Origin of the sequence: Streptomyces sp. NPDC060209 (assembly GCF_042728155.1) — a bacterium.
Classification (GTDB): domain Bacteria; phylum Actinomycetota; class Actinomycetes; order Streptomycetales; family Streptomycetaceae; genus Streptomyces.
The window spans coordinates 19,099-31,353 of record NZ_JBHWZS010000080.1; the positions used below are offsets into that span (position 1 = coordinate 19,099).

General features: G+C 69.1%; 11 protein-coding genes and 1 pseudogene. 3 read left to right on the top strand and 9 right to left on the bottom strand.

Annotation, left to right across the window (positions count from 1 at the left end; genetic code table 11):
• Positions 1 to 105: 105 nt before the first annotated feature.
• From ACFWFI_RS17605 to ACFWFI_RS17625, 5 genes are all read right to left on the bottom strand, one after another.
• A complete protein-coding gene (locus ACFWFI_RS17605) occupies positions 106 to 873 on the bottom strand; it encodes an SDR family oxidoreductase (protein ID WP_387390680.1) in 768 nt (255 codons plus the stop codon).
• Between the two features lie 312 nt (positions 874 to 1,185).
• On the bottom strand, positions 1,186 to 1,707 hold the full coding sequence (locus ACFWFI_RS17610) for a DUF4396 domain-containing protein (RefSeq protein WP_387390681.1): 522 nt from the start codon (positions 1,705 to 1,707) through the stop codon (positions 1,186 to 1,188).
• A gap of 190 nt (positions 1,708 to 1,897) precedes the next feature.
• The gene (locus ACFWFI_RS17615) at positions 1,898 to 3,079 is read right to left on the bottom strand and encodes a DUF1266 domain-containing protein (protein ID WP_387390684.1); all 1,182 of its coding nucleotides are present in this window, start codon (positions 3,077 to 3,079) and stop codon (positions 1,898 to 1,900) included.
• A complete protein-coding gene (locus tag ACFWFI_RS17620; RefSeq protein WP_387390687.1) occupies positions 3,076 to 4,263 on the bottom strand; it encodes a DUF1266 domain-containing protein in 1,188 nt (395 codons plus the stop codon). The genes ACFWFI_RS17615 and ACFWFI_RS17620 overlap by 4 nt, the downstream gene beginning before the upstream one ends.
• 162 nt (positions 4,264 to 4,425) lie before the next feature.
• Entirely contained in the window at positions 4,426 to 5,565 is a 1,140-nt protein-coding gene (locus tag ACFWFI_RS17625; protein WP_387390689.1) for a GlxA family transcriptional regulator, read from the bottom strand.
• A gap of 70 nt (positions 5,566 to 5,635) precedes the next feature.
• Here ACFWFI_RS17625 and ACFWFI_RS17630 point away from each other — a divergent pair, with 70 nt between their 5' ends.
• On the top strand, positions 5,636 to 6,661 hold the full coding sequence (locus ACFWFI_RS17630; RefSeq protein ID WP_387390692.1) for an NADP-dependent oxidoreductase: 1,026 nt from the start codon (positions 5,636 to 5,638) through the stop codon (positions 6,659 to 6,661).
• A gap of 104 nt (positions 6,662 to 6,765) precedes the next feature.
• On the opposite strand, the gene ACFWFI_RS17635 is transcribed toward ACFWFI_RS17630, so the two are convergent.
• Both ACFWFI_RS17635 and ACFWFI_RS17640 read right to left on the bottom strand, forming a co-directional pair.
• Entirely contained in the window at positions 6,766 to 7,641 is an 876-nt protein-coding gene (locus tag ACFWFI_RS17635; protein ID WP_387390693.1) for a fructosamine kinase family protein, read from the bottom strand.
• 339 nt (positions 7,642 to 7,980) lie between these two features.
• Complete coding sequence (locus tag ACFWFI_RS17640; RefSeq protein WP_387390695.1) at positions 7,981 to 8,652, bottom strand: YdcF family protein; 672 nt, start codon at positions 8,650 to 8,652, stop codon at positions 7,981 to 7,983.
• Between the two features lie 223 nt (positions 8,653 to 8,875).
• On the opposite strand from ACFWFI_RS17640, the gene ACFWFI_RS17645 reads away from it, so the two are divergent.
• Positions 8,876 to 9,475: a hypothetical protein gene (locus ACFWFI_RS17645; protein WP_387390697.1), complete on the top strand. Its 600-nt coding sequence runs from the start codon at positions 8,876 to 8,878 to the stop codon at positions 9,473 to 9,475.
• A 316-nt stretch (positions 9,476 to 9,791) separates the two neighbouring features.
• On the opposite strand, the gene dacB is transcribed toward ACFWFI_RS17645, so the two are convergent.
• Both dacB and ACFWFI_RS17655 read right to left on the bottom strand, forming a co-directional pair.
• A complete protein-coding gene (gene dacB / locus ACFWFI_RS17650) occupies positions 9,792 to 11,075 on the bottom strand; it encodes a D-alanyl-D-alanine carboxypeptidase/D-alanyl-D-alanine endopeptidase (RefSeq protein WP_387390699.1) in 1,284 nt (427 codons plus the stop codon).
• A 537-nt stretch (positions 11,076 to 11,612) separates the two neighbouring features.
• Positions 11,613 to 11,711: pseudogene (locus ACFWFI_RS17655) on the bottom strand (IS5/IS1182 family transposase); the annotation flags it as partial.
• A 173-nt stretch (positions 11,712 to 11,884) separates the two neighbouring features.
• On the opposite strand from ACFWFI_RS17655, the gene ACFWFI_RS17660 reads away from it, so the two are divergent.
• Positions 11,885 to 12,223 (top strand): chaplin, encoded by a 339-nt coding sequence (locus ACFWFI_RS17660; protein ID WP_387390702.1) that lies wholly within the window; start codon positions 11,885 to 11,887, stop codon positions 12,221 to 12,223.
• Positions 12,224 to 12,255 lie beyond the last annotated feature (32 nt).

Below are 12,255 nucleotides of genomic sequence, written 5' to 3' on the forward strand. Positions count from 1 at the left end.
GCTCACGGACACCACTGTCTGACGTTCCGCCGACGGCAGAGCCGACCACATGGTGATCCGTCGAAGCGCTGTGGCCCCTTGCACACGCCGCTGCCCAGGTCAGCGTCACCAGGGCACCGAGCCGTCCTCGCCGAAGAACCCGGCGGTCGGTCCGTCCGCGCCGAGGGTTGCCAGGCGCACCACGACTGCGGCGCCCTGTGCGACCGTGAGGAAGCCGGTGTGGTTGTTGCTGTCCGTGTCGACATACCCGGGGGCGGCCGCGTTGACGAGAACGCCGTCCTTACGCAGCTCATTGGCGTACTGCACGGTCAGTGCTGTGAGTGCGCTCTTGGACGGCGAGTACGCCGCGGACGGCAGCAGTGCGGCGAAAGGGCCCTCCGGATCACTGGTCAAGGCCAGCGATGCCGCGTGACTGCTGACGTTGACGACGCGCGGCGCCGGTGACCGCCGCAGCAGTGGCAGCATGGCGTTGGTCACCGAGATCACCCCGAAGACGTTGGTCTCGAACACCGCCCTGACCATGTTCAGATCGACCGAGCTGGGGTTCTGATCGTGGGCGTCCTGCGGCGAGACCTGTCCGGACCCGGTGATGCCGGCGTTGTTGATCAGCACGTCGAGGTGGCCGAAGCGTTCCTCGACCTGCTTCGCGACCTCGCGGACAGTGTCCTGGGCGGTGACGTCCAAGGTGACCGCGTGCACGTCACCGCCTGTCGCGCGCAGCGCCGCTGCTGCTTCCTCCCCGCGCTGCGGGTCCCTGGAACCGAGCAGCACCGTCATGCCCAGCGCGGCGAGTTGCTCGGCAATCCCTCGGCCGATGCCCTTGTTCGCCCCGGTGACCAGTGCGACCTTCTGACGTGTGGTCTCCTCGCTCATGACCAGCTCCTTGTTGTCGGGTGGGTTCCTCTCAGAACCTGTCTTCACAACCTGAGACGAGACAGCCCGGCCGTTACTGACATGCGGACGGCAGTGGTCTTCCGGGAATTCTCTGTGGAGCCGGACGCCGCGGTCTCCGACCGGCCGAATACGGTGCGGTGAAGCCGCCTCCAGAGAGGCTGTACGGCCCCTGGATGGGTATGCGCGCCCTGAGGGGGCGGGCCGGCCGGCCGTTCCGCCCCGGTGTCGAACCGGGCCCGGGACGCCCCACCGGTACGGGGGAGTCCCGGAACTGTCCTTGGCGTGGGCGGGTCAGTGGTAGGAGTGGACGACAGCGTGGCCCTTGCCGCGGCCGATCATCCACTTGTTCACCGGGGTGGTGACGAGGAAGGCGACGGCGAGGCCGCCGAGGAGCGCCGCCCAGAACAGCCCGTCGGACAGGTCGGCGTCCATCGCGCCAGGGACCAGGGCGATGATGCCGTTGTCGATCAGTTCCATCACGGCGATGGACACGGTGTCGGCGGCGAGCGCGATCTTGATCGCGCTCTTGAGGTCCAGGCCCGCCCGGCGGACCGCGAACAGCGTGAACGAGTAGCCGAACACGAAGGCGAGGGCGATGGCCAGGACCATGGTCTCGACGTTGCCCCACATCAGCGCGGTACCGATGACCATGCCGAGGATCTCGCCGATGGCGCAGCCGGTCAGGCAGTGCAGTGTTGCCTTCGCCGCCATGGACCAGGACGTCCCCGACGCGCGCCGGCCGTGATGCCCGGCGTGACTCCGACGGGTGGCGAGATCGTGCGCGGTATCGGTGTGGTGCGTGCTGTGATCCATGACCGTCATCCCCACTCCTGTCCAGTGTGGACCCGCTGCCGGGCCCTCACCCAGCCTGAACAATATACCCCCCAGGGGTATTCCTACTTCGGATCGTGCGCACAGGCACGGGTGTGCCGGCAGGGGAGGGCACCTGCCCTGGCACGGCGCCGCTCCCGGTCGCCGGTGAGCGCGAGGAGTGCGGCAGGGTTCAGCGCCAGGGAAGGTTCCGCCACGGGCTGCCTTCGCTCTCCGTCAGCAGACGGTGCGCCGTGACATTGCTCCGGTAGTAGTCGCCGTAGTCCTCGCCGTCGAACCGCAGCACACGGCCCAGCGCGTAGCCCGCGGAGAAGTCCTCCCAGGAGCGGTAGGCCGATCTGCTCAGCGCACCGGCGTACACGACGGCCTGCTCCGCCTCGTGCGGTACGCAGAAACGGGCGGACAGCCCCCATCTGGCCAGATTCACGGCGCGCCCGTAGTCGTAGGCGACCGTCGTGGTGACCCGGCCGTCCGGCGGAAGCAGCCCGTCGGCGCGGAACCGTGCCTCATACCTGACGATGCGCCGGACCAGCTCCTCGATGTCCTTGACCGTGCCGTGCCCCACCCCGAGGTCCTGGGCGTGCCCGGCGGCCGTTTCGCGCCACAGCTCCGCGGAGGGCTGCTCGCCGAGCCCTGCCCCGAGCTGTTCACGCACCCGGAGTACGAAATCGGGCTCGGGCGGGCTGTTGTGCGCGTCCAGGAGAGCGTCCAGCTGCTTCCGCCAGCCGGTCGGTTCGGTGATGCCCCACGAGTCGCGGAGCTGCTCCCGCTCGCACGAGTACTCGTGGTAGGCGGTGCCCACCTCGTTCCAGGGCACGCCGTTGCCGACCGCCAGATGCGCCCCGCACGCCAGCCCGTACGCCAGCGGACCGTGCAGCGCCCCGTGCCGCAATGCGATCAGCCGGTCGTTCCTGGGGCGTTCGTTCTCCGCGTGGTAGCGCAGCCACATCGCGCGGTGCGGGGGTGTGGCCGGGAAGAGCATCTGGGCCGGAGTGCCCGTGTTGACGGACAGCAGCTGGTACGGGTCGCGCCAGGCGAACTCCGCGATCCACTTGAGGGAGACGGCGTGGAACACCCACTCCGGATGCCAGGGCGGCAGCATCCCACGGGTGAGCACCGGCCGGCAGCTCCGACCGGCCTCGTCGCGGTGCGAGCGCCACGTGACCATGTCGGGAGCCGCGTCCACCTCGGCCTTCGGAGCGGCGATGTACAGCTCCTCGCCGGCCAGCACACGCAACTGGGCCTCCGCATCACCGCGTGCACCCGCCTCGTACAGCAGGTGCTCCGTTATCGACGGCGATACCCAGGTGGCGCCCTGGGCAGGATGGCTGGGACCGGGGGGCTGTGGATTCATGACCAAGGGATGTTCCGGTAGGGGCTGTTGGGGTCCTGCATCAAGACGCGGTGCTGTGCGAGCGACTGCTCGTACTTCGCTCCGGACGGATCGTCCGCGTCGAAGTGCATCACGCGCGTCAGCGAGTAACCGAGCGAGAACTGGGCCCATGAGCCGTACGCCTGCCCGGCCAGGGCGCCGATCCGCAGCACGGTCTGTTCGGCTTCGCGCGGATCGCAGAGGCGGGCGCCCAGCGCGAGCCGCACGACGTTGACCGCCCGCCCGTAGTCGAAGGCGGCCAGGGTGTCGACCCTTTCGTCGGCGCCGAGGGCTCCGTCGGCGCGGAACCTGTCCTCGTACATGACGGCCAGTCGCAGTGCCTCATGGGCCTCGGCGGCCTCGGACGGTGTGCACTGGCGGCGCGTCAGCGCAGCGGTGAGAGCCGCGGACCACTCCGGGACGGTGGGGGTGCGGCACAGCCGTCCGGCGAGGGCGCGACGGATCCCGAGCACCCACTCGTGAGTACGGCCGACGAGCCGGGTGGCCAGCAGCGCTTCGAGCGTCTCCCGGTAAGAGGCGCGGTCCAGCACGCCCCAGGGATTGCGGAGCCTGGCGCGATCCGTCGAATACCCCTCGTAGGCGGCGCCCAGGTCGTTCCATGTGAGGCCATTGTGCACGGAGAGATGGGCTCCGAGAGCCAGGCCGTGTGCGACCGGTCCGTGCAGCGGGCCGGCCCGATGGGTCACCAGCAGGCCGGCCCGAGGGCCGCTCGACCGCGCGTGGGCCTTCAGCCACGCCCGGCGACGTCCCGGACCTGCCTCGAGAGTGACGGCGTACGGCGTGCCCGGATTGATTCCCAGCCACCGGGCCCCGTCCGGCCAACGGCGCGCGAGCTCGTCGAGACCTATCGCCTCGAACACCCAGTCGGGGTGCCAGGGCGGCAACGTTCCGGATGTCAGCACCGTGACACACATCCGGCCCGGCGTCGCGGGATCCGGCTGCATGGCAAGCGGGGGATCGAAGCCGGGAGTGTCCGCGTGCAGCCGGGCGACGAGCACGAACAGCCTGCTCCCGGCCAGGGCGTCCAGCATCGCCTCCCGGTTGCCGGCCGGCGCCGTCTCGTGGAGCAGCCGTTCCGTCTCGGTCGGCGGCACCCAGCCCGCCCACGGCGCCCCTGTCTTCGTCGTCCCTGTCCCCGTCGTCACGGTCGGATCTTACGAAACCGGCTCGGTGGCCGGCGCGGTGGCCCGAGGAACTGCCGGATCGGCCGGCGCCCGCAGGGACGGAACTGCTTGGACGGAGTCATGACTGCTGCCCGTCCCGCCGATTATGAGATATCAGCCGACTCTGGCTGACGCAGGACCACGTCACAGAGCGGACTCGGTCGTTGTTGCCCTCCCGACACCGCCCGCGGCGGGGCCCAAGGCGCGGAAAGTGCGCCGGTACGCCGACGGAGCGACCCCTGCCTCCGCCGCCAGGTGCCGCCGCAGCGAGGTGGCGGTGGCGAAGCCGACCTCGTGGGCGACCCGTTCCACCGGCAGGTCGCTGGACTCCAGCAGGTGCCGCGCCCGCCTCAGCCTCTGCTGGGTCAGCCAGCGGCCAGGGCTCAGACCGGTCTCCTCCCGGAAGCGCCGGGCGAAGGTACGGGTGCTCATCGCAGAGTGCGCGGCCAACTCCTCCAGCGGCAGGGGCAGTTCCAGACGCTGCAGGGCCCAGTCGCGGGTCGGCCCGGTGCCGGTCTCGCTCGCCGGCGGCAGCGGCCGCTCGATGTACTGCGCCTGCCCGCCGTCCCGGTACGGCGGGACGACGCAGCGGCGGGCCACCTGATTGGCCACCTCGCTCCCGTGGTCCTGGCGCACCAGGTGCAGGCAGACGTCGACACCGCTCGCCGCCCCGGCGGAGGTCAGTACGTCACCGTGGTCGACGAAGAGCACGCCGGCGTCGAGCTCGACCCGGGGGAACAACTCCAGGAAATGGTCGGTGAGCGCCCAGTGCGTGGTGGCCCGGCGCCCGTCCAGGAGGCCGGCGGCGGCCAGGAGGAAGGCGCCGGTACAGATGGACACCAGACGGGCGCCGGGGCGGACGCGGGCCAGGGCGGCGAGGACCTGCGGGTCCGGGGCGGCGGCCGAGGCCCGGGTGATCGCGTACGGAGGGATGACCACGGTGTCCGCCTCCGCCAGCACCTCGGGGCCGTGTCCGGGGGTGACGGTCATATCCGAGTCGGTACGCACGGGCTGCCCGTCCACGCTCGCGGACAGCACCTCGTAGCGGCCATCGGCAGACCCCAGAACCCGGTGCGGAATGCCGAGTTCGAAGGGGTAGACCCCGTCGAGGGCAAGGACGACGACCTTGTGGGCGCCTGGCCGCGGGTCCGGGCGCATTCGGCGGTCCAGTTCGGCCGCGCGGTCGGCGAGGTCACGGGCGTGGGAGGCCGCGGCGGACGTGGGGCGGGCGGTGGGAGTGCCACCGGGGCCGGGAACGCGGCGGGCGGCAGGAGCGACAGACATGGCAAGAATGTATCGGAGGATGACCTTCTTGCCATCGCCCCGGGCCGGGCCGTACGGCCAGGATCGAGGCATGACTTCGACGGAGACCCTTGAGAACCCCAACTCCCCTGACCCGGCGACCCTCACGGAATCCCCGGGCCCAGCCGCCCCGGATGGCTCCCCAGTGATGCTCGCCCTGCACCAGACGGCCCTCGGAGGCCCCGAGGTCCTGCAACTGACCGAGCTTCCGCGGCCCGCGCCCGGCCCCGGGGAGATCCTCGTCGCCGTGCACGCTGCCGGACTCAACCCCACGGACTACAAGCACCGAGCCCTGAGCATCTTCCTGCCGCCCCCGCCGCTGACCCTCGGTTGGGACGTCTCCGGCACCGTGGTGGAGACGGGCTTCGGCGTCACCCTCTTCCGGCCCGGTGACGAGGTGTTCGGCATGCTGCCCTACCCGTACGGGGCCGGCTCCCACGCCGAGTACGTGACCGGCCCCACCCGCGCCTTCGCCGCCAAGCCCGCCGGGATCGACCACGTCCAGGCGGCCGCTCTGCCGCTGGCCGCGCTCACGGCCTGGCAGGCCCTCGTGGACACCGCGGGCCTCCGGGCAGGGCAGAGGGTTCTGATCCACGCGGCGGCGGGCGGTGTCGGTCATCTCGCCGTACAGATCGCCAAGGAGCGCGGCGCCCACGTCACAGGGACGGCGAGCGCCCCCAAGCATGACTTCCTGCGAGAGCTCGGCGCCGATGCCTGCATCGACCACCGCTCCGAGGACTTCGCCGACACCGAGGAGCGTTACGACGTCGTCCTCGACGCCCTCGGTGGGGACACCGCCACCCGTTCCGTGGGCGTACTCCGCCCCGGCGGCGTCCTCGTCTCCCTGCTGCCGGGCGCCGCGGACACCCGTGCGGCGGCGCAGAAGGCAAAGGTCCGCGCCGTCAACCTCCTCGTCGAGCACGACCAGGCAGGGATGCGCGCCGTCGCCGAGCTGGTCGAGCGGGGCACGCTCCGCGCCCACGTCTCCGGCACCTTCCCCCTCGCCGAAGGCGCCCGGGCCCACGTACTGGGGGAGACGGGCCGCACCACGGGCAAGCTGGTCATTACCGTGCGCTGAGGCGGGATGGCTCGGAGGCCGGGAGGCGTCGTCACGAACGCTACGAGGTGTTGCACCTGTTCGCCCCCGGCCTGGCCGGTCTGCCGGAGGGGCGGACCCGGTGACTACGAACGGAACGGCCTGAGCGTGGCACGGACCTGGTCCGCCGCACCCCAGTCGTGGTCGAACTGGGCGATGACGGCCAGGTGCTGCCGCAGCTGGATGATCGGCATCCTGGCGGGCCAGTCGTCGTCGAGCCCGGTCAGCTCCGCGTACCGCGGAAAGAACCGCTTCGCTTCGGGCGGGTGCGGCGAACTCCACAGATGGGCCAGATCCACTTCGGGCCACATGTAGGAGACCGCCGGGTCGATCAGCGCGGGCTGCCCCTCCCGGGTCGCGAGGATGTTGTGCGCCCACAGGTCACCGTGGGTCAGGCAGGCCGGCCGGGAAGGCAGCAGTTCGGGCAGCCGCTCGCACAGCAGCTCCAGAGCCCGACGGTCCCTTTCGTCCAGCGCCGCCCGTACCCGGGGCTCCGGCAGCCAGCGGAGCAAACGGCTCCGGGCGAAGAAGGTGTGACCGTCGGTGTCCCAGATGTTGTCCTGCCGGCAGCGCCCCAGCCAGTTGTCGCGGGACCAGCCGAAGCGGTCGTGCACGGTGGTGGTGTGCAGCCGCGCGAGGCTGTGGGCGAGCCGCTCCCAGAAATCCTCCCGGGCCGGACGCGCCTCCAGAACGGAGAGCACCAGCACGTCCCGGCCCGCGCACACCACCTCCGGGGTGTCGGCCCCGCCCAGCTCGCGCAGCGCCCGAAGCCCTTCGGCTTCCGCTGCGAACAGGCCGTCAGCAGGCGTCTCCCGGAAGGCCTTCACGAACACGGGTGGCCCCTCGCTGCGCGTCGCGATACCCGCGAGGGCAGCCACTCCCCCCTCGGCCGGCGTCACCGACACGGCATCGATCAGCCCGGCCTGGCGCAGTCGGTCCAGAAGCAGGGACGGGATGGACATGAGCGTGCACGCTACATCACGGCCTGGCCGTTCCGTCAGCTCCAGCAGGAATGCATCGCGAACGTGGCACAAGACGAACTGCGGCGCAGCCGCCAGGCCTTGAGAACCGCCAATACCTGCTCGTCGACGGTGGCAGGGGGCGCGAACAGAGTGGCCGGCGCTCGGCAGGGACTGGGTGGCGAAGAAGGTTCTGCAGCTCAACTGCCCCTTCACACCGCCAGGTTGAAAAGAGATCACTTACAGCAGTCTCGTTTGTCGATGCGTTGCAGCAGCGGTTGGTCATTATCTGGTTCGCGGTCACGACAAGTGGCTATGGCCCATGTGGTGGTGCGTCAACGCTCAGCGGAGCAAGTGCCTGATCGATGGTCGTGGGGCGCGTGTTCGCCCACCTCGCTGGTCCCGCCGCCCCGCCTGCAGGGAGACCTTCCGTTCCTCGGCGTCGAGACCGCGGAGCGTCCAGAGTCCGTACACAGCCAACGGAAGTTTGACGACGATCCACTCGCCGGGGCGGTAGTCATCCGCGCGCACGAGCCTCTCGGCAAGATCAGGGCGCTGCCGCCGCAAGTACGCGCGGGCCTTGAGCGCATGAGCCGGCTGGGAGGCGATCTTGATGCGGTCGACGTCCTCAATCAGTGGGATCACGTTCGTGATGTTCTCCCATGTCGTCGCGCTTTGATCCTCGAGGAGTAGCGTGCCGTCGAACTTGAGTACCGACTTCGCGTAGTCAGCCATCAACTGGGCTTCCGCCGCGACATTGCTGGTCGCACCGCCACTGAAGATCAGGCGAGTGCCACGCTCACCACCGGTGCCGATGGAGCGGATTCCAGCACGGACTCGCCAGCGGTTGATCAAGTTCGCCGTCGCTTGGGGGTTCCGGTAACCCAGCACGATCACGGCCTCGGTAGCGCCCCCGCTGTTCCCCACGAGAGCCCGGGACCAGCGCCAGTTCAACCACTCGCCCCAGGCCACGGCTGCCGCCCCGGCGATCGCCAGTCCCGTCCTTCGTCGCATGCGGTGACTCCATGACACATCGGGATCGGACTGCGAAGGCACAGCCACGCCATGACGACTCATTCTGTCAGGACCGAGGGGGCCCCTCAAGGTGATCCCACGCAGGCAAGGAGCAGCTGGAAACGGCTGTGGTGCCGAATCGGCGCGCTTCTCCGAAAATGGCAGGTTTCCCAGGGGTAGGCCATGAGAAGGTGCGGTTCGGCGCAGCAGACGGGAAAAGATAATGGGGCTGACCTACGGCTACGACATGTACCTGCGTCCCCGGAACGTCGCCAGGGCGCTGGCCAATCTGGCCGAGTTGGCGCCATCGACCCGTGGGAAGCCGCCGCTTGAGCTCACACTGCCGGGCGGTGACCGGCTCGTCCTCCCGTTCACGTCCCACTTCAGGAGCGAGCCGGTCGACTGCTCCACGAGCAGCACGCTCGAGCTCGACACGTCCATCATGTTCGACGTCGATGACGCGCTGCGCGAGTACGCGGCGACGGGCGGCCCTGAACCCGAAGCGGACGGGCGCATCCAGATCGGGTACATCTACGCGACAATCCGGTTCGAGTCCCTCCTCCACCCTGGTTACGCGTCGGTGGAGTGCTGGGCAGCGACGTCGGGGATGAGCCGCTTGTTCGCGCGGTCGACCAACGTCAGGCGGGTGTTCACCGACCTCACCGCCGCAAGCGGCGGAGTGTGCTGTCTGTTCGACACCGGCGACGGAGGCCCCGAGCAAGTGTGCTGGCTCAACGGTGAGACCACCCAGGAGATGGTCTCAGGTCCCCGCTTTCCAGATCGGCGAGCACTTGTGGCGACTTGGTCCGACCCCGAGAGGTGAGCACCGGTGCCCCTTGACCGGGCACAACCCCGAATGGGCCATCCGAGTGGAGTCTTGAGGGGGAGCCAGTGCAGGCCTCGGCCGCCGTCGATGACGGGTCATCGGGAGATGATGGGGAGACCTCGGGAGCGGAAACCCGCACATCGGAAGTGCCCTGCCGATCGCGTGTGCCGGAAGCTTTCAGGATCTCCCGTCACCGCAGGTCGCAGGGCACTTCCTCGTGTCTCGACGAGTCATCCCCGGTCATCGGATCGAGGCTGAGACCGACCAGCGACGACCCGTCATGACGTCAGCAGGACCTCCCGACGAGGGTGGGTCAGGCCCAGCAGCCGTTCACCGTAGCGGCGAGGCCGTCCAAGGAGTCCTTGATCGCGCTGCCATCCGCGGTGGAATTGTTCTCGATGAAGGAGAAGATCTTCCAGCGGCCGTCCTTCCCCTGTGTGAGACCACTCAGAGCGGTGGCCCCCGTCAGGGTGCCGGTCTTGCCCCTGACCTGGCCCACGGCGCACTCGGAGTTCGCGGTGTCGAAGCGTCCCCACTCGGGCCCGAGGGTGCTGCCCGCTTCACCGGCGACCGGCAGCCCGTCCGAGATCGACTTCAGGATGTCGCTGTGCCGGGGGTCGGTGGTCAGATCGAGGATCTCGGCGACGGTCTGGGCCGTGATGCGGTTGGAGCGGGACAGTCCGCTGCCGTCGTGGATCTCGAAGTCGGCAACCGAGACCCCGTACCAACCGGTGAGGACGTCGCGCACGGCCGCTGTGCCGCCCTCGTAGGTGGCCTCTCGGCCGGAGGCGAGTCCGGTCGCCCGCAGCAGCGTTTCGGCTATGTCGTTGTCGCTGGTCTTGAGCATCTGCTTGACGATCACGGACAACTCCGCGGACTGGTGCTCGGCCACAGGGAAGTCCGTCGAACCGGCCTGACCGCGGGTCACGTCACCCGTGACGCCGATGCCCTGCTCGGCGAGCCGATTGGCGAAGACCTTGCCCGCGTCGATGGCGGTGTCCTGGACGAGCTTCCCGTCCACCACCAGTGAGCGCACCGGTGCGATCTGATCGTCGTAGTAGCTACTGTTCCAACCCTCCGCGAGGGTCGGTTCGGGGAAGAGGCTGTCGTCGATCCGGACCTTCACCGTGCCAAGACCCGCGTTCCGGAGACCCGCGGCCGCGCTCTTGGCGAGCTCGGTGAGATCGGCGGTTGTCAGAGTACGGTCGCCCCCGCCGACAAGGGTGAGCGTGCCGTCGCCGTAGACCACCTTGGTCGTGAACTTGTGGTCGGGGCCGAGCAGCGTGAGGGCGCCCGTAGCGGTGGCGAGCTTCGTGTTGGACGCGGGCATCAATGCGGTCTTCGCGTCGTGGCCCCAGATCACCTCGTTGGACTCGGCATCCAGCACCACACCGCTGAAGGTGCTGCCGATGTTCTTGTCCTGGGCTCGGGCGTTGAGATTGTCCACGAGCTTCTGATCGGCGGTGTCGAGCCTGTTGACGCTTTCCTGGCTCGCTGCCGACTGATCGGCAGCGAAGGCGGACTGACCGGTCATCACCGCACCGGCGACCGGGGTGAGGACCGCGGCCACGAGCGTCCGACGCACGGTTCTGTTCACGGGCTTGAGCTTGCGGTGACGACCGCCGGAGGAGGAGACGGGCAAGGCGGCAGAACTGGATATCACAGCGTCTCCACGTCACGTACATGACGGGTAGGGAATAGGAATGCAAATAAACCTAGCGGCAGTCACCCCGTTCGAAGTGTCCGCCATAGCCGCTTGCTGTGCAGATTCGGTGACCTTATGGAGACCATTTCGGCGCTGCGGAGGCCACTGACCGATCGGTTCGGGTGAGGCTGGGGCGGACTGCTGGCGGAGGTCTTGTCGGCCATTGCTTCCGGGCGAGGCTGCCGGTGCCGGCTTCGTTGAGGATGTCGAGTCCGACCGGGCGTTTCAGCCTGGCTCAGCTGCCTTCAATGTTCTTCGGCAGCAGTTGATCGAAAGTGCCGGCAGATGTCCTTTCCCGCAGCGGTCCGGTCGCGTGGTCGAAGACGGCGAGATGCGGGGGTGTTCCGGGTGCTCGGGCAGGCCGGCCGGGGGCCGGTCGGGGGCCGGTCGGCAAGGCCGGAGATGGGCCGCCGACCGTACGCCGGTGCAAATCAACATCCCGTAGGTCCGATCGCCCCTCCACCGCATCGGTTGCGGCACGAAACCCTTGTCCTGCGGGTTGCGTTCGACGATCCCGACGTCGGCGCCGGCTCGGCGCCGTGCACGGCGACCGCTGCAGGCTGCGGCCCACCCCCGTAGGGCCCGCCGTTCAGGCGACAGACGGCGCCGGAAAGGCGCGTCGATGGGTTGGACGGAGCTGAACCTGCATTGTGAACGCAGCAGTCGCATCCGAGCGACGGCACTCGATCTGCGGAGAGCTCATGTTCAAGCTGGGAAGTGCAGTAGTTATGACCGCGGCTGCAGGCGCCCTGATGTTCGGCGGGGCGGGCGCGGCAAGCGCCGACGCCGGCGCGGAGGGCGTTGCCTACGGCTCGCCGGGTCTGCTGTCCGGCAATGTCGTTCAGATCCCCATCAACGCCCCCATCAACGTCTGCGGCAACTCCCTGAGCATCATCGGCCTGCTGAACCCGAGCTTCGGGAACACCTGCATCAACGGGGACTTCGACCGGGGCCACGACGACGGCAAGGGTGAGCACTACAGTGACCACAGCGACGGCAAGGGCGAGCACGAGGGCTACTCCGAAGACCACAGCAAGTAGATCTTGCTGAGACCGCTCAACTGCCCCGGCTG